Genomic DNA, 17544 nt, shown 5'->3' on the forward strand with positions numbered 1-17544 from the left:
CTCGCGAAAAATCGAAGGTCCCCCGTCCCTCGCCATTGCCGTCATGCTAGGGTTGACTCGATCGCCGGGACAAGCCAACGCTTGCATGCCAGACCTACGACTTTAGTCGAGGCTAACTCCGATTGTCCCGATTCTTCAGGCCTTTGCGGCCCCTTCCCCGGAGACGATAATCTGTGAACAACATCCGCTCGACACTCGCGACGGTGTGGCGCATCGCCTCGCCCTATTTCAACTCCGAGGACAAATGGGCGGGCCGCATCCTGCTCGGGACGCTGATCGTGATGGAGCTGGTGTCTGTCGGGCTCGACGTCCTGATCAACCAATGGCGCAACCGCTTCTACACCGCGCTTCAGGACAAGGACTGGAGCACGTTCAAACGCGAATTGCTCGTGTTCACCCTGATCGCCACAGCTTCGGTGATACTTCAAATCTATCAGCTGTACCTGAACCAGTGGCTGCAGATCCGCTGGCGCAACTGGATGACCGGCAAATATCTCCGCGAATGGGTCCGCGGCGCCAACCACTATCGCATGCAACTCGTCGGCGATGCCGCCGATAACCCCGACCAGCGCATCACCGACGACGTCAAGCTGTTCGTTGGCCAAACGCTGGCGATCAGCATCGGGCTATTGAACTCGATCGTCTCGCTTGCGTCCTTCGTGGTGATCCTGTGGGGATTGTCGGCGATCCTGCCGCTGCTGCTGTTCGGCGTCGACGTTTCGATTCCGGGCTACCTGGTCTGGGGCGCGATCATCTACGCCGTGCTCGGGACGATGCTGACGCAGTGGATCGGCTCGCCGCTGGTCAATCTCAACTTCGACCAGCAGCGGCTGGAGGCGGATTTCCGCTTCAACCTGATGCGGGTGCGCGAGAACTCAGAACAGATCGCGCTGCTCAAGGGCGAGGGTGCAGAGCGGGAGCGGCTGTCGGAGCGCTTCAGCCGCGTGATCGGCAACTGGTACGGCATCATGAGCCGGACCAAGCGGCTGACCGCCTTCACAGGCAGCTATGCGCAGGCCTCAGCGGTGTTTCCGTTCGCGTTGGCGGGCCCGGCCTATTTCGCCAGCAAGACGGTCCAGCTTGGCGCTTTGATCCAGATCGCCGAGGCATTCGGCAAGGTGCAGGATGCGCTCTCGTTCTTCGTCACGGCCTACCGCACCTTGGCCGAATGGCGCGCGACCGTCACCCGTCTCGACGGCTTCGAGAACTCGATCAGGGCCGCCGAAAAGCTGGCCGACGATCCCGCCGCGATTCACGAAAAGCCGGCCGCCGGCAGCGAGATCGCCCTGCCGCAGCTTCTGGTCAAGCTGCCGAACGGAACGCCGCTGGTCGCCGCCGAGCATTTCAGCTTCCGCCCCGGCGAGCGGACGCTGGTGACCGGCCCGTCCGGCGCCGGCAAGTCGACGCTGTTCCGCGCGGTGGCCGGCATCTGGCCGTTCGGCAGCGGCGCGGTCGAGATCCCGGCCGATGCCAAACTGATGATGCTGCCGCAACGTCCCTATCTGCCGATCGGCTCGCTGCATGACGCCGTCGTCTATCCGGGCGAGGCTCCGCAATTCGACGCGGGACGGGTCCGCGACGTCCTCACCGCGGTCGGACTGCCGCAGCTCGCAGCGCGGCTCGAGGAGCAGGCGCACTGGAATCGGATGCTGTCGCTCGGCGAGCAACAGCGGCTCGGCATCGCGCGGGCGCTGCTGCATGCGCCGCAATTCCTGTTCCTGGACGAGGCTACGGCCTCGCTCGACGAGCCGTCGGAAGCCGCACTCTACAAGCTGATCGCCGAGAAGCTGCCCGATACCACGGTGGTTTCGATTGGCCACCGCTCGACGCTCGACGCCTTCCACCAGCGCAACGTCGCGTTGGTCCGCGACGGCGATCGCTTCGCCCTGCGTGACACGGTCAAGGTGGCGGCGTCGTAGCGCGTCGTGAGATTGAATCAAACTGACCACGGGCGCGGTTCACCTCTCCCTTGGGAGAGGTGATTTGCCCTGGTGATGCGAAGCATCATCCAGCGCAAATCGGGTGAGGGGCGACGGTCTATCGAGAGAGCGAGAGCCCTCCACCCGGCGCTTCGCGCCGACCTCTCCCCGGCGGGAAGGTGAGACCTGAGCCGCGGCCCTGACCCACCAAAAACAAAAAGGGCGGCAGATTGCTCTGCCGCCCTCTCGATCTCCGGAAGGAGAGATTACTTCAGGTTGGACATCGCGGTCAGGTCGACCGAGAGCTTGGCGATACCCGCCGCGCCGCACCAGTTGGAGCCCGTGCCGCCCGGATTGATCGGGGTGACGTTGGTGGTGCCGCCGGCGGTGAAGTCGCTGGTGAAGGCGCTGCAATTGCCCTTCGACAGGTCGGTGTCGGAATAGCGCAGATCGAGCGTGAACACCTTGTAGGTGAAGCCGATGCCGATGTTCCAGGTGTTGTAGTCGGCATACTTGATGCCGTTCGGGAATGCCGGGACGCCGTAGAAGCTGTCGGAGGTGCCGAGCCACTGCCGGCCGAACTCACCCGACACATACATGCCGACGCCGCTGGTGCCGAACACAGTGCTGGGCGCGGTATACTTGCCGATGATCGACGAGTAGTTGCCCCAGGCGCCGGTGTTGAGGAAGTTCGGCGAGTAGTACTCGTTGATGGTGAACGCCCAGTTGTCGTTGATGGTCCAGGTCGCCTTGCCGTAGACTTCGAAGAACGAAACGTCCTTCTTCATGACGTTTCCGTTCGTCAGGAAGTTGGTGGCGCACTGGTTGCTGAGCGGATTGCCGGCGGTGTCGGTGGGCGCGCCGAAGTAGCAGGTTCCACCCGGATACAGGTAACCCCAGACACCGATGTCGAAGGCGAAGGCGCCGAAGGTCGGGCGGATACCGCCGTAGACGTCGACTTCGGCGGCGGCGCGGTTGGCGAAGGAGATGCTTTCGGTCGAGGTACCGATGTAGAGCTGCAGGTCCTTGTTGACGTTGTAGCGCGGCTCGAAATAGGCGGTGACCGACGGATTGTGGTTCGACTGGGTGACGCCGCGGAAGATGTAGTCGCTCATGATGCCGGCGCCGAAGGCGATATCCCAGGGATCGAAGGGAGCGGGCGGCGGCGCCTTGACGGCCTTCACCGCCATGTCAGCTGCCATTGCCGTGCTCGAAATCATTGCTAGCGCCGTTGCTAACAAAGCCAGTTTCTTCATGACGATCCCCATCTACTGTTCCAGACAGCCCAGCTCCGGTGCCCCCAGGGCGCGCGATAACGGACTGCAACTAAATCGCGTGTCGCCAATCTGAGGCCCGTGCACGGGACCGTGAAGCCAAAAAGACATGCAGCTGCCGACTTTTTAGGCGTTCCGGCTGTTTCGCCGCACGTTGGTCCGTAGGTGTTGCATTTGCACCACAAGGTTGATGCTCCCGCTCCGGTTGAGGAGCCCCCTGACGTGGGGACAAGGCAACAGCCCCACCGGATCTGACAGCGTTTGGGACGAATCGCCGTGCCCGCAAAAGCACGGGCGGAATCCCGGGCATGGAAAAAGCCGCAGCGGCGTCCGCTGCGGCTTCGATCGGTTTGAACCGGTCCGGGATCGAACCAGGTTCGGTTAGTGGTGCTCGCCCTCGGAGGTGCCCCAGCTCGGGGCAGGTTCGTGGCTCGGCGTCGCCCAGCTCGAGGCCGGCTGCGGGGCAGGCTCGGGCGCCGGGGGAGCTGCGACGGGGGCGGCCGGCTTCGGCGCGGCGGCCTTCTTCGGAGCGCTCTTCTTGGCAGCCTTCTTCGCGACCTTCTTGGCAGCGGCCTTCTTCGGAGCAGCTTTCTTTGCGGTTTTCTTGGCGGCTTTCTTGGCTGCCTTCTTGGCAGTCTTCTTCGCCGATTTCTTTGCAGTCTTCTTGGCCGACTTCTTCGCGGACTTCTTCTTCGCCGCTACTGCCTTCTTGGCCTTTTTGGCCTTCTTGCTTTTCTTCGCCTTCTTCGACTTCGCCATCGTGGTCCTCCTGTTGCCGCTATGTGGTCCACCGGGCGCATTGAAGTGATCGCTTGCCGGACCGCAGCCGCACCTCGGGGAGAGGCACACTCCGCTACGCTTGTCGGGCATGATGGCCGCGCGATCGCTTCGCGTCTGTGGCTGAGGAAGCGCCGGTCCTTCAGATTGCGTCAGACAAATTGCGTCAGGGCAAGGCTGAGGTCCGGATCATGCTCGAGTGGCAGTCGATCAATTCAATCCTGGCCGGGGACCTCCTGTCGCCCAATCGAGAAGCTCAATCGTGTGCACCACAGGAACTGACGTACCGCCGGCAATCTGAACCATGCAGCCAATATTGCCCGCAGCGATCATGTCCGGTTTGACAAGCGCAATATTGGCGACCTTGCGATCGCGCAATCTGCTCGCAATGTCGGGCTGGAGAATGTTGTAGGTCCCCGCCGAACCGCAACACAAATGGCTCTCGGGTACATCTTTCACCACGAATCCATTCTTGGAAAGCAATTCTTTCGGAAGTTGAGTGATTTTCTGTCCATGCTGCAACGAACAAGCCGAGTGATAGGCGACGGTGATGTCGCCTTTCTGCGTTGAAGGCACGAGCTCGAGGCCCGCGAGATACTCGGTGATATCCTTGGCCAGCGCCGAGATTCGCCTGGCCGGCTCCGCGAATGTTTTGTCCTCGCGCAGCAGGTAGCCGTAGTCTTTGACAACTGTCCCACAGCCCGAGGTCGTCACCAGAATCGCGTCGAGCCCTTCGGTGTCCGCTTCCCTTTGCCACACCGTGACGTTGGCCCGCGCGCGCGCCAATGCGTCGTCGTCTTGCCCCATGTGATGGGTCAACGCGCCGCAGCATTGCTCGTCCTTGACCAGCACCACCTCGACGCCATGCCGGGTCAGCACGCTGATCGCGGCCTGATTGATGCGTGGCGCCAGCACCTGTTGCGCGCAGCCCTGCAGCAGCGCAACCCGGCCCCGACGCCGGCCGATCGGCGCAAACACGGTTCCGGCAGACGGCCCCGGCTGCGGCAGGCCGTGCGGCGCGAGCGCCAGCATCGCCTTGATCCGCCGCAGCAGACCCGGGTTCGACGCACCGACCGACGGCGTCGGCAGCAGGGCTGCGAACGGACGGGCAAGCCTCGCCAGAATCATGCTGATCCGGAACATGCCCGGCCGCGGCAACACGAAGGCGAGCACCGAGCGCAGCAGCCGCTCCGTCAGCGGCCGCTGATAGTCCCGCTCGATCCTGACCCGGGCCTGGTCGACGAGGTGCATGTAGTTCACGCCCGACGGACAGGTGGTCATGCAGGCGAGGCACGACAGGCAGCGGTCGATATGCTTGACCACCTCAGGTGTCGGCGGCTGGTCCTTTTCCAGCATCTCCTTGATCAGGTAGATGCGGCCGCGCGGGCTATCCAGCTCGTCGCCGAGCAGGACATAGGTCGGGCAGGTCGCGGTGCAGAAACCGCAATGCACGCAGGCGCGCAGGATCTTGTCGGCTTCCTTGATGTCGGGATCGGCAAGCTGCGCCAGGGAGAATTCAGTCTTCATGCAGCCCTGCCTCGCGTCATCCGGCCGCGGTTGAGGATCGACCTCGGATCGAAACTCGCCCTGATGCGTTCGCCGAGCGCGGCAAGCCCGGCCGCCTGCGGCTGGAACACATCGACCGCACGGCGCACATCCTCGGTGGCGCGGATCAGGCTGGCGTGCCCGCCGGTCGCGGCGACCTGGCCCCGGACCAGCGCGGCCTGCGCGTCGGCGCTCGGCGGCACGGCAGCCCAGATCAGGCCGCCCCCCCAATCGTAGATCACCTCGCCGCCGGTCGAGCGCGCCAGCCCCTCTCCGAGCGCGCCGCCGATGGCCGGCGGGCAAACGATGCGCCACACCGGCCAGGCGCCGAGCGCGCCGCTCGCCGCGAACGGCGCCACGTCGCGCAGCGCGCTCCAGATCGAAACCGAGGTCTCGTCGGCGAGGACGTCGACCGCCCCGTAGGACGAGAGCGCCTGCGTGAGCGAAGCCGCCCGGTGCGCCGCCGACGCCGCAATCCCCTCGAGCCGCACCAGCGTGACGGCCTGGCCGGCAACTGCGAGGACCGCGAGCGCGCCGGTTCCGGAGCGCAGCACTGAGCCGGGCAGATGCGCCGCGCCGGAGACGTCGAAGGGCGACCCCAGCGCCGTCGTCATCGCCTTGTTGGCGGTGACGTCGTCGAGCGAGCGCAGCAGCAGCGTCCGCTCGGCTTCCGGCTTCGGCATCACCTTCAGCGTCACCTCGGTCATGACCGCGAGCGTGCCCCAGGAACCGGTGAGCAGCTTGCAGAGATCATAGCCGGTGACGTTCTTCACCACCCGCCCACCGGTCTTGAAACTGTCGCCGAACCCGGACACCGCGTGCGCCCCGAGCAGATGGTCCCTGATCCCACCGGCCTTGATGCGGCGCGGACCCGCAAGGCCGGCACCGATCATGCCGCCGATCGTGCCGGCTCCCGCGCTGCCCAGCAGCGCGGACGTGTCCATCGGCTCGAAGGCGAATTGCTGGTTCTTGGCGTCGATCAGGGATTGCACGTCGGCGAGCGGCGCGCCGGCCCCGACGGTGATGATCAGTTCGTTCGGCTCATAGGCGGTGACCGCGTTCAGCACGGAGACGTCGAGCACCGCATTGGTCGCCATCGGATGGCCGATGGCGCGCTTCGATCCATGTCCGATGACCTCGAGCGGCTGCTCGCTGGCGACAGCCGCGCGCACCACCTCTTCGACGTCCTTGCCGTCTCTGACCCTAAGCGTTTCCACGCGCTAGGCGGTATCGAAATTTGACTCCAAAATCAAATGCGCGTGCCGAGCAGGCCTCTGAATGCGACGAGTGATCGCGACGGGACGGCAGGGTAACTGCCTTCCGCCGCGGAACGGCCGCCGAGCCGGCCCCGCCCGGAACGTCCCGCCAGCTCAGGAATTCGCCGCGCCTGACGTCTCCACCTTGGCGATGCCGGAACTGAACGGCTCGAGCCGGGCTTGGCCGGCGGTTGCGGTATCGGCGTGCCCCCCTCTCCTGCCGCGACACTTCGGTCATCGTCGAACTCTTTTCACGACATCGACAATTCGACCGTCACCGAACCGGGTTCGCCGAGCGATCCCCTATCTCTCGGGTTGCGGCCCCGGCAAGCCGGTTGGCGCGGATCAACTGGAGGCGATCATGAAACGTTCGCAAGTCACCACCACGGCGATGATGCCTACCCGACGATCGGCCATCGGCTGGTTCGCCGCGATCATGGCGATCGCCGGCATTTCGCCGTGGGCCGGATCGCAAGCTCGACCGGAGCAAAGCAACGGAGGACTGCCAATGAAGCACTATGCGATGAGCACACGAACCATCAGCGATGCAATCAACACCGCCGGCCTCTTGGTGGTGGCGCAATGGGAAGCCAAGGAGGGAGAGGCCGACAAGGTCGCGGCAATTCTCGACGGCTTCCTGCCCGAGGCGCAGAAAGACCCCGGCACCAAGCTGTTCCTGATCGGCCGCGGCAAGGACAACCCGGCGCAATTCCTGTTCTACGAATTGTTCCAGGACGAGGCGGCATTCAAGGCGCATGCGGAGAGCGCCTACTTCAAGACCTACATTGCCGAACAAGCATTGCCGCTGCTCGCCAAGCGCGAGCGGACGCAATACGCGCTGCTGTGACCCACGGCGCCGCGGGAGGGCTTGTGACGCAGGTCCTCCCCTGCGGTGCAATGTCAGACCGGCGCGCGGCTGCTGCCGAGCGTCGGATCCAACTCGGGCGATTTGCGCCAGAAGGTTGCGATCGAAATCCGGGAGAGCACCGCCGCCTCGATCTGTTCGACCTGCGCCCTGAGCCGAAGCGCAGGCTTCTCGACGAGATGCCAGGACACGAACGCGACGCCGAGGGCAATCGGCAGGCTGATCAGGATGTTCAGATACCAATGCTGAACCGGAGCACCCACCGCAGCAACGCACTGCTGGACGACGACTCCGTAGAGATACATCCCGTACGAGTAGTCGCCGGACACGATCCAGCTTCGCCGCGGATTCATGAGCCCGAGATAGCACGCGACATAGGCGGTGGGCCCAACAATGAACGCATCGGTGTATCCAGTGGCCATCCCGGCCGCGCACAGCGTCAACGCGAACAGGAACGCGGTGCGGTTGAACGGGACCTTGTCGCGCCAGAGATAGAAGCCGACACCCGTAAGGAAGCAGAACACGAGAAGCGACGGACGAAGATGAAGATATTGTAGGTCCGAATGGTAGATATCGTGGTAGGCGAAACCGATCTGGGCGAGCACCAGAAACACCAGATAAAGTACCCTGTTGAAGCAGATCGTGGTCACGGCGAGCAGTGCCAGGATCACGTAGCACCACAGCTCGTACGGAATCGTCCAAAGCTGCGCATTCACCGCAAAAGGTACCGGATTGCGCAGGAAGACGCCCGGAAGCTCATAGTGGATGTCGCCGATGATATTGTGAAAATAGGCATAAAACTTCGGGTCGGCGACATACTGCGCGAGCGGAAGCACAGTGAAGATCGGGCCGATGATGATAGCCGAGAGTATCGTCTCGACTGCAAGTGCGGGCAAAATGCGAAGCACGCGCAGGCCGAGAAATGAAATCAGGCTCTTGCACCTCAGCAAACTCGCAGTCACCAGAAACCCGCTCAAGGCGAAGAAGAGCGCAAGGACCATTGCGGACCCGATGCGGATATGTCCCAGGATCTCCATCGCCCGCTCGGTGCCAAAGACGACGTTCGCGCTGTGCAGGCAGATGATGGTGGCCGCCAGCGCGATGCGCAGATAGTCGAAGCCCGCGGGCCGACAGCGCGAAAGAGCTAACTGATCGGCCAGACTGAACACAGGTTGCATTGCGCTTCCAAAACAACTAATCCATTAGCAACTATCCAGAAACAAGCTAACAAGGTATAAACGCAAAGCGTGCAGATGCGGACGAGCGCAATCCAAGTGATGCGTCACCGGATTAGCATCAAGCAATAGTTAGGAGTTACCGGCCGGAAGGACGATCGGTCGAACTGGATTGATCGGCCCGGGCTGGACGACAGCCTCTCGTTCGGCCTGGTCGTGCGATTTGCGCCAGAAGCCGACGATCGAAATCCGCGACAGCGCCACGGTCTCGAATATCTCGACCCGGCCACGAAGCCGAAGCGCATGCTTCTCGACGAGATGCCAGGACGCCACCGCAACACCGAAGGCGAGCGGTAGGCTGATCAGGACGTTCAGATACCAGTGCTGCACCGGCGGGCCGAACGCGGCGACGCATTGTTGGATGACGAAGCCGTAGAGATAGAGCCCGTAGGAGTAATCGCCCGACGAGACGATCCAGCTCCGCCGCGGGTTCATCACGCCGAAATAGCAGGCGATATAGGCGGCCGGCACCGGCGCCAGCGCGTCGCCGCGTCCGGTCGCCAAGGCGGCGGCGCACAGCACCAGCGCGAACAGGCACAAGGTCCGGTGGACCGGCACCTTGTCGCGCCAGAGGTAGAACCCGACGCCGGCAAGGAAGCAGAACACCAGAAGATGCGGGCGAAGCTGGATCGGCACCTCGTCCCAGCGCGCGATGTCGTAGCCGACCAGAGCGATCTGGGCGCTCACCATGAACGCGAGATACGCCACCCGGTTGAAGCAGATCGTGGTGACCGCAAGCAGCGCCAGGATGACGTAGCACCATAATTCGTACGGCACGGTCCAGAGCTGGGAATTCACCAGCTCCGGCAGCGGATTGTGCAGGAACAGGCCCGGCAGCTCGTAATGGATGTCGCCGACGATATTGAGGAAATAGGCGTGGAATTTCGGATCGGCGAAATAGTGCGCCAACGGCAGTTCGGTGAACGCCGGACCGATGATGATGGCCGACAGCGTGGTCTCGACCGCGAGTGCGGGGGCGATCCGCAGCAGGCGCAGGCCGAGGAACGAAATCAGGCTCTTGCACCGGAGCAGGCTCGCCGTCACCAGGAAGCCGCTCAGCGCAAAGAACAGCGCGAGGATCATCGCGACGCCGATTCGAAGTGTGCTCTGGATTTCCAGCGCCCGGCCGAGCCCGAGCGTCACGTTGGTGCTGTGCAGGCCGATGATCGACACCGCCAGCACGATCCGCATGTAATCGAAGCCCGCGGGCCGATTGCGCGCAAGCGCCAGCCGATCGGCCATGCTGGGCATCGAGGTGTCGCCGAAGACATGCATATCCGGAAAATACCGAGCAACAGTTGAAGGCCATGTAAACGGGTTCGCGCTGCTATTGCGCAGCATGCGGCGGCGGCCGCTTGGCCAATGGCGCCGCAACCATCGGTTAAGGTTATCGGCTGGCTAGCACGATCGGTCGAATTGTAACGACCGGCCTCGACGTCTGCAGGGAGATCCACCGTGAAAATCAGGCTGACAGCCGTCGCGCTGCTCGCGACGATCGCGGCAGGACAGGCGCGTGCCGCCGTGCTCACCGACGCCGAGGCGGCGTTCCTCGAGCAGCTGGCGACCGCGGCCGCGGTGCTCGAACAACGATGCACCGGCTATGAGGCCGATGGTGCCGGGGGCGTTCAACTCGGCGCCAGACTGCTCGGCAGCCCCAACGCCGCGATGGCCATGATCAATGCCTTCGACGCCGCCATCAAGGCCCACGACGGCAATGACTACGATCCGCGCCAATTCCGCTCCGAAGTATCCGCAGCGGCCGGCAAGACGTTCAAGCAAGTCCGAGCGGAGCTGATCGCAGACCCCGACAGGGCCTGTGCTGCATATGGCGATGCGAGCGCCGCGAGCGGACTGCTACGGCGGTACTAAAACCGCGGGATATCGGGAAACGCCAGCTTGCCGGCGTGGACATGGACGCGGCCGAGCTCGGCGCAGCGATGGAGCGTCGGAAACACCTTGCCGGGGTTGAGCAGGCCTTGCGCATCGAAGGCGCACTTCAGCCGCTGCTGCTGGTTGAGGTCGATCTCGGTGAACATTTCCGGCATCAAATCGCGCTTCTCGATGCCGACGCCATGCTCGCCGGTGAGCACGCCGCCGAGCTCGACGCAGCAGCGCAGGATGTCGGCGCCAAACGCCTCCGCCTTCTCGATCTCGCCGGGCTTGTTGGCATCATAGAGGATCAACGGGTGCAGATTGCCGTCCCCGGCGTGGAACACATTGGCGACGCCGAGGCCGTATTGCTCCGAGAGCTCGCGGATCCGCGCCAGCGCCTTCGGCAACGCGCCGCGCGGGATGGTGCCGTCCATGCAGAGATAATCCGGCGAGATGCGCCCGACCGCGGGGAAAGCCGCCTTGCGGCCGGCCCAGAACAGGTTGCGCTCGGCTTCCGAGGTCGAGATCTGGCATGAGGTCGAGCCGCAGCCCTGCGCGATCGCCTCGACCCGCTTGATCAGCTCGTCGACCTCGACCTGGGGACCGTCGAGCTCGATGATCAGAAGCGCCTCGACGTCGAGCGGATAGCCTGCATGGACGAAGGCCTCCGCGGCGTGGATCGCGGGCTTGTCCATCATCTCCATGCCGCCGGGGATGATGCCGGCACCGATGATCGCGGCCACGCATTCGCCGGCCGCCTCTACCTCGGCGAAGCCGACCATCAGCGCGCGCGCCGTCTCCGGCTTCTGCAGGATGCGCACCGTGATCTCGGTGATGACGCCGAGCAGCCCCTCCGAGCCGGTGATGATCCCCATCACATCGTAACCTGCATTCTCGGCCGATTTGCCGCCGATGCGCAGGATCTCGCCGCTCATCAGCACGATCTCGCAGCCGAGCACGTTGTTGGTGGTCATGCCGTATTTCAGGCAATGCACGCCGCCGGAATTCTCCGCGACATTGCCACCGATCGAGCAGGCGATCTGCGACGACGGATCGGGCGCGTAATAGAAGCCGGCATGGGCGACCGCCTGGCTGATCGCCAGATTCGTCACGCCCGGCTCGGTGACAACCACACGGTTATCGAAGTCAATTTCGCGGATCCGCTTGAACTTGCCGAGGCCCAGCAGCACGGCATCCGCAAGCGGCAGCGCCCCGCCGGACAGCGAGGTGCCGGAGCCGCGCGGCACCACCTTGATGCCTTGCTGCTGGCAATATTTCAGGACCTTCGCCACCTGCTCGGTGGTATCGGGCAACACCACGACCATCGGTGGCTGCCGATAGGCGGTCAGACCGTCGGATTCATAGGCCAGCATCTCGGCGGCGCTGTCGATCACGCCCTCGCCCGAGACGATTGCGCGCAGGGCGGCCACGATTTCGGCGCGGCGTGCAAGCACGGCCTGATCGGCCGCCGGCATCATGATGGACATCAATGTTCCCTCGGAGGGCTTTTGCCCTTTGCCGATTTGTTACGACAAATCAATCAGGTCTGCACCTGTTTCAGTCGGCCCGGCCGAAGGTCGGATTGCCCCACCCGGCAAGGACGAGTTCTCTCTGGGGCAAGCGGGCGGTCATGAAACCTGTCAAAGTTTCGTGGCTTGTCCTGTCCAAGTCGGACATGCCACAAACCAGACACTACCTCCCGGGACGAAACGAAGAGAACCCCATGAACCTAAAGACCTTGAGCGCGCTGGCGGTCGTCGCATCGCTGGCCACCGCATCCTCCGCGCTGGCGCAGGATGCCGCTGCCGGCAAGACCTCGTTCAACAAGTGCCTCGCCTGCCATGCGATCGGCGAAGGCGCCAAGAACAAGGTCGGCCCCGAGCTCAACGGCCTCGACGGCCGCCACTCCGGTACCGCGCCGGACTACAATTATTCGGATGCCAACAAGAACTCCGGCATCACCTGGAACAAGGAAACCTTCCTCGAATACATCAAGGATCCCAAGGCCAAGATCCCCGGCACCAAGATGGCCTTCGCCGGCATCAAGAACGAGACTGAGGCCAACAACCTGTGGGCTTACGTGTCGTCGTTCGACAAGGACGGCAAGCAGAAGCAGTAATCGGCGGTATCGGACGTCGTCCGCCCTGCGCAGATGGCAGGGCGGACGTGTTACCGCATCAGCGATCAGCGCGGCAACAGATTGGTCTTGGCGAGGTCGACCACCTCGTCGCCGCGGCCGCTCATCACGGCGCGCAGCACCCACAGGCTGAAGCCCTTCACCTGGTCGAGCGTAATGGTCGGCGGCATCGACAGTTCCTGGGTCGCGGTCACGACGTCGAGCACCGCCGGTCCGTCATGCGCGAGCACGTCGCGGATCGCGCCTTCGAGTTCGCCGGGATCCTGGACCCTGACGCCGTGAATGCCCATGGCGCGGGCCATCGCCGCGAAATCCGGATTCTTCAGATCGACCCCGGTCTCGATGAAGCCGGCGGCCTTCATCTCCAGCGCGACGAAGCCGAGCACGCTATTGTTGAAGATCACGACCTTCACCGGCAGCCTGGCCTGGGTCAGCGTGATCAGATCTCCCATCAACATGGCAAAGCCGCCGTCGCCGGACATCGAGATCACCTGCCGTCCCGGCTGCGCCGCCTGCGCGCCGATCGCATGCGCCATCGCATTGGCCATTGAGCCGTGGACCCAGGAGCCGACCAGCCGCCGGCGGCCGTTCATTTTCAGATAACGCGCGGCCCAGATCGTCGGCGTGCCGACATCGGCGGTGAACACGGCATCTTCCGTCGCCTGCTCGCTGAGTAGCCGTGCCAGATATTGCGGATGGATCGGGCTCGAGCCCGGCTTGCCGCGGGCGAGATCGTCGAGCCCGGCGCGGGCGTCCTTGTAATGCGCGATGCTGGCGTCGAGAAACTTGCGCTCGGTCTTCACCGTCAGCTTCGGCAACAGCGCGGCGATGGTCTCGCCGACGTCGCCGACGAGGCCGAGATCGAGCTTGCAGCGGCGACCGAGATTTTCAGGGCGGATATCGATCTGGGCGATGTTGATGCCGGTCGGGAAGAACTGCTTGTAGGGGAAATCGGTGCCCAGCATCAGCAGCACGTCGCAGCCATGCATCGCGGCGTAGCCGGAGGAGAAGCCGATGAAGCCGGTCATGCCGACATCATAGGGATTGTCGTATTCGACATATTCCTTGCCGCCGAGCGCGTGCACGATCGGGCTCTTCAGAGTCTCGGCGAGCTTGATCAGACCGTCATGCGCGCCGGCGCAGCCACGGCCGCAGAACAGCGTGACGCGCCTGGCGCCATTGAGCAGCGCGGCCAGCGCGTTCAGTTCGGCATCGGCCGGCCGCACCACCGGCGCCGGCGGCAAGAGCCCGGCATTCGGCGAGATGTCGCGCTTCGGCGCCGTCCGCATCGCGACGTCGCCCGGCAGCACCAGCACCGCGACGCCGCGCTTGCCGACCGCTGAGCGGATCGCGTTCTCCAGCATGTAGGGCAGCTGCGCCGGATCCGACACCAGTTCGCAATAATGGCTGCATTCCCGGAACAGATCCTGCGGATGGGTCTCCTGGAAATAGCCGCCGCCGATTTCGGCCGACGGAATTTGGGCTGCGATCGCCAGCACCGGCGTGCGGCTGCGGTGCGCGTCGAACAGGCCGTTGATGAGGTGCAGATTGCCCGGGCCGCAGGAACCTGCGCAGACCGCCAAGTCTCCGGTGATCTGGGATTCGGCAGCCGCAGCGAACGCCGCGACCTCCTCATGGCGCACATGCAGCCAATCGATCGTGCCGCGCCTGCGCAATGCCTCGGTCAGGCCATTGAGGCTGTCGCCGACGACACCGTAGATGCGTTTCGCGCCGGCCTGGGCAAGGGTTTCGGCGATGAGGTCGGCGATGTTGTCGATCCGCATGGGAGGCGTCCTTTGATGAAATCGGAGAACCGCGCGCCCATATGATGTTTGGCGCCACCTGATGGCGCAAGCCTTGCCGGATCACATTCGCGCGGCTCGAAGACGGCTGACCGCTATTGCGCCGTCACCATCTGCGGCGTCATCCGCTCGGCCATCGCCTCGATCTCGGATGCCACCAGATCGGGCGCGGCGTACTGCACCATGTGGCCGACATCGGGCAGCACGATCAGCCCAGCGTTCGGCGCGGTGGCAGCGAGCGGCCGGGAATGGATGCCGGTCGAGACCGTCTTGTCGACGTCGCCGGAGATGATCGTGACCGGCATCTTGAGCTCCGCGTAGCGCGGGGCCTGTTCGACGACGGCGGCCTTCAAGGTGACCAGATCGCGCGCGTTGGCGGTGAACTCGCGCGGGCGCAGCAAGAGCAATGTCGCGCTGTCGCTGATGAAATCGACCGGCATCGGCTGCGGCGCGAATACGCCGCGCGCACCCGAATCGACAACGAGACAGCCCAGCGGCAGCGTGATCGTGTGCGCAAGCAACGGGCCGATCAGCGGCGTCGAGATCACGTCATTATAGCGGCCGGCGCCGCCGCGCCACGGATAGGCGACGGGGGCGAGCAGCACGAGGCCCGCGACGCGGTCCGGATGATCGAGCGCGATGCGCAGGGCGAGCGCACCGGCCCAGGAATGCGCCACCACGATCGCCCTGCTGACGCCGATCTTGGTCAGCGCCTCCACGATCATGCGGCCCTGGATCGCGGGCGTCGAATCCGCGACGCGGTTGCGCGTGCTCCAGCCATGGCCCGGCCGGTCGATCAGGATCACCCGACGCGTCTTGGCGATCTGGACGCCGAGCGGCTGCATCGCACGGAGGTTGGAGCTTGCGCCATGCAGCATCACGATCGGCGGCTCCGCGGCATCGCGCGGCCCGAGCTCGACCACATGCAGCCGCGCGCCGGACACCTCGATGATGCGGCCGTGTGGCGGAAAGGCGCGCTGGATCAGCTGAACGCCGAGCTGTGTCGCCAGCGCCAGCCCGGCCACCGCCAGCACGACGATCAAAGCGAGCATCAAGACGATCCGAATGGGCTTGCGCACCGCGGAGCTACGGCGGAGATGCGCGTCGGTTTCAATGCTAGCGCGCTTTGCGGCGCGAAGTCCAACAGCGCGCGAAGTTCGCGCTTACGAGACGGGCTTCTCCCGACGTCGCGGCGGCCGCGGTGGGGGCGGCGGAGGCGTCGTCGGTTGCAACGTCACAATCACCGGATTGGGCTTGTGATCGAGCGCCGCCCCGGTCGCTGCGTCGACGCCCATGCCGACGACGCCACCCAGCAGCAGATTGCCGGCGAACCCGGCGCCGCCGGATCCGCTGATGTCCTTGGTCAGGGGAATGATCTGCGATTGATAGCCGTCCTTGCTGATCGTCACGACGATGTCGGCGTTGCGCTTGGCCTGGATCGCGCACGGCGTGACGCAGGCGGTCGGTATATCCAATCCGATATCAGCTGTCGCGCCTGCCGGTGTCGATGCAATGGAAATGGTTTCAGTGGTGCCGCGCGTCACGGACGCGCAGCCGCCCAATGCGACGCAAAGCGTCGCAGCAACAATCGATTTCATAAAAATGTCTTCCCCAGCCGGCTGCGTTGTGTCGCAACTTGTGGACGAGGGCAATCAACCTTTAGCCTAATGATAAGGTTCAGCCGGGCTTAGAACGCACTTGTCCACAATGCGCTTGGCCTGTGGATAGCGGGTTCAACCCTGCGTCATTAGTAATTCCATCGTTTGCTGGTGGCAATTTCGCCATCAGTCGCGCGGCTTCATCGAAACCTGCGACGCGACCGGAACAGGCCTTGGCTTTTGCACGGAATTCACAGGAACCCGGCGTCCGCACGTCGAGTTCAACGGGAAGACGAGTTCAACGGGAAGTAATCGGAGGAGTACCATGATTTCCGACCCTAGCGATGCGGCCATCGACCAGATCGTGGCGAGCTGTAACGGCGACCTGCGCGGCGCCCTGAAAGCCCTGTTGCTCGTGAACGAGCACCTGGAGGCGGAGCTTCAGCAATTCTATGCTGCCATCGCCCAGGACAGCGCGTCCCGCGGCAAGCTCCTGCACTAGTCTCCTCGCCGGGCCGTACCGCGAGCAAGCTCGCGAGCCGCGTGCCCCCTCGCGGCAATTCGACCGCGATCGCGATCAATCGCATGCAATCAGATGTCGCGGCCCTCGACCTTCTCGGTCAGTTGCTTGACGATCTGTGGCACCTTCTCGAGGTAGGGATCGACCGCCAGCGCCTTGCGGAAGGCGTCCAGTGCCCGCTTGTCGTCACCCATGTCCTGCATGATCATGCCGACGCCCGCCAGCGCGCCGAAATGGCGGGGCTCACGGGTCAACACCTGCTGTAGATCTCCCAGAGAACGAACGTAGTCGTTCTTGAGGTAGTAGATCGTCGCGCGCCGGTTCCAGGCCTCGACATAGTCGGGCCGGAGCTTGATCACGGCATCCAGCAGCTTCAGCGCGACATCGATATTCTGGGCGTCGAGCGCGGCCTTGGCCCGTACCATCAACAGCGCCGCGGTATCGCTCGGGGTTTGCAGCCACAGCGCCCAGATCCGCGCCTCGACATGGCGGGCGCTGTCCTCGTCGGGTGCCGCCTTCAGCGCGCCGAACAGGAAATCCAGCCCACGGGTGCGGTCGGCCGGTACCTTCGGCAGCTTGGTCGGAGCTTCCGGCAGTTTCTTCTGCGCTTTCGGCGGCGGGACCACCCGCGGATCGTCCTGCGCGGCGGCCGCGACAGGCAAGGTCAAAACAGGTCCGGCCAGAAGGGCTGCGATCAGGATCGCGAACCGGCGGTGGGGAAGCCCGAGGAAATATCCCATGGCC

Annotated in this window: 16 protein-coding genes; 5 read left to right on the forward strand and 11 right to left on the reverse strand. The window is 64.2% G+C overall.

The window, feature by feature from the left end:
- The first annotated feature begins 173 nt into the window (after window positions 1-173).
- Window positions 174-1919, forward strand: coding sequence for an ABC transporter ATP-binding protein/permease (locus ACVW17_RS01815; RefSeq protein WP_456796725.1), 1746 nt, complete (start codon window positions 174-176; stop codon window positions 1917-1919).
- A gap of 266 nt (window positions 1920-2185) precedes the next feature.
- Here the strand turns inward: ACVW17_RS01815 and ACVW17_RS01820 are convergent, their stop codons facing one another.
- From ACVW17_RS01820 to ACVW17_RS01835, 4 genes are all read right to left on the reverse strand, one after another.
- Window positions 2186-3175 carry a TorF family putative porin gene (locus ACVW17_RS01820; RefSeq protein WP_456750195.1) on the reverse strand — a complete coding sequence of 330 codons (990 nt, stop codon included), beginning with the start codon at window positions 3173-3175 and terminating at the stop codon, window positions 2186-2188.
- 399 nt (window positions 3176-3574) lie between these two features.
- Window positions 3575-3952, reverse strand: coding sequence for a histone (locus tag ACVW17_RS01825; RefSeq protein ID WP_456750196.1), 378 nt, complete (start codon window positions 3950-3952; stop codon window positions 3575-3577).
- 228 nt (window positions 3953-4180) lie between these two features.
- On the reverse strand, window positions 4181-5497 hold the full coding sequence (gene glcF / locus ACVW17_RS01830) for a glycolate oxidase subunit GlcF (protein WP_456750197.1): 1317 nt from the start codon (window positions 5495-5497) through the stop codon (window positions 4181-4183).
- A complete protein-coding gene (locus tag ACVW17_RS01835) occupies window positions 5494-6732 on the reverse strand; it encodes an FAD-binding protein (protein WP_456750198.1) in 1239 nt (412 codons plus the stop codon). The genes glcF and ACVW17_RS01835 overlap by 4 nt, the downstream gene beginning before the upstream one ends.
- 400 nt (window positions 6733-7132) lie before the next feature.
- On the opposite strand from ACVW17_RS01835, the gene ACVW17_RS01840 reads away from it, so the two are divergent.
- Entirely contained in the window at window positions 7133-7618 is a 486-nt protein-coding gene (locus ACVW17_RS01840) for a putative quinol monooxygenase (RefSeq protein WP_456750199.1), read from the forward strand.
- Between the two features lie 53 nt (window positions 7619-7671).
- Here the strand turns inward: ACVW17_RS01840 and ACVW17_RS01845 are convergent, their stop codons facing one another.
- Both ACVW17_RS01845 and ACVW17_RS01850 read right to left on the reverse strand, forming a co-directional pair.
- The gene (locus ACVW17_RS01845) at window positions 7672-8814 is read right to left on the reverse strand and encodes an acyltransferase family protein (protein WP_456750200.1); all 1143 of its coding nucleotides are present in this window, start codon (window positions 8812-8814) and stop codon (window positions 7672-7674) included.
- A gap of 129 nt (window positions 8815-8943) precedes the next feature.
- Complete coding sequence (locus tag ACVW17_RS01850; protein ID WP_456750201.1) at window positions 8944-10113, reverse strand: acyltransferase family protein; 1170 nt, start codon at window positions 10111-10113, stop codon at window positions 8944-8946.
- Window positions 10114-10326: 213 nt separating this feature from the next.
- Here ACVW17_RS01850 and ACVW17_RS01855 point away from each other — a divergent pair, with 213 nt between their 5' ends.
- Window positions 10327-10740, forward strand: a complete 414-nt coding sequence (locus tag ACVW17_RS01855; RefSeq protein ID WP_456750202.1) for a hypothetical protein — start codon at window positions 10327-10329, stop codon at window positions 10738-10740.
- On the opposite strand, the gene ACVW17_RS01860 is transcribed toward ACVW17_RS01855, so the two are convergent.
- Entirely contained in the window at window positions 10737-12230 is a 1494-nt protein-coding gene (locus ACVW17_RS01860; RefSeq protein WP_456750203.1) for an FAD-linked oxidase C-terminal domain-containing protein, read from the reverse strand. The two genes, ACVW17_RS01855 and ACVW17_RS01860, sit on opposite strands and share 4 nt — an antisense overlap.
- A 236-nt stretch (window positions 12231-12466) precedes the next feature.
- On the opposite strand from ACVW17_RS01860, the gene cycA reads away from it, so the two are divergent.
- Entirely contained in the window at window positions 12467-12862 is a 396-nt protein-coding gene (cycA, locus tag ACVW17_RS01865) for a cytochrome c-550 CycA (RefSeq protein WP_456750204.1), read from the forward strand.
- Between the two features lie 65 nt (window positions 12863-12927).
- Here cycA and poxB read toward each other — a convergent pair whose 3' ends face one another.
- From poxB to ACVW17_RS01880, 3 genes are all read right to left on the reverse strand, one after another.
- On the reverse strand, window positions 12928-14664 hold the full coding sequence (gene poxB, locus ACVW17_RS01870) for a ubiquinone-dependent pyruvate dehydrogenase (protein ID WP_456750205.1): 1737 nt from the start codon (window positions 14662-14664) through the stop codon (window positions 12928-12930).
- A gap of 113 nt (window positions 14665-14777) precedes the next feature.
- Window positions 14778-15734 carry an alpha/beta fold hydrolase gene (locus ACVW17_RS01875; protein ID WP_456750206.1) on the reverse strand — a complete coding sequence of 319 codons (957 nt, stop codon included), beginning with the start codon at window positions 15732-15734 and terminating at the stop codon, window positions 14778-14780.
- Window positions 15735-15845: 111 nt separating this feature from the next.
- Window positions 15846-16280 carry a translation initiation factor 2 gene (locus tag ACVW17_RS01880; RefSeq protein WP_456796726.1) on the reverse strand — a complete coding sequence of 145 codons (435 nt, stop codon included), beginning with the start codon at window positions 16278-16280 and terminating at the stop codon, window positions 15846-15848.
- A gap of 325 nt (window positions 16281-16605) precedes the next feature.
- Here ACVW17_RS01880 and ACVW17_RS01885 point away from each other — a divergent pair, with 325 nt between their 5' ends.
- The gene (locus tag ACVW17_RS01885; protein WP_456750208.1) at window positions 16606-16782 is read left to right on the forward strand and encodes a hypothetical protein; all 177 of its coding nucleotides are present in this window, start codon (window positions 16606-16608) and stop codon (window positions 16780-16782) included.
- Window positions 16783-16871: 89 nt separating this feature from the next.
- Here the strand turns inward: ACVW17_RS01885 and ACVW17_RS01890 are convergent, their stop codons facing one another.
- Entirely contained in the window at window positions 16872-17540 is a 669-nt protein-coding gene (locus ACVW17_RS01890) for a tetratricopeptide repeat protein (protein ID WP_456750209.1), read from the reverse strand.
- Window positions 17541-17544 lie beyond the last annotated feature (4 nt).

The organism is Bradyrhizobium sp. USDA 4473, from assembly GCF_054063335.1.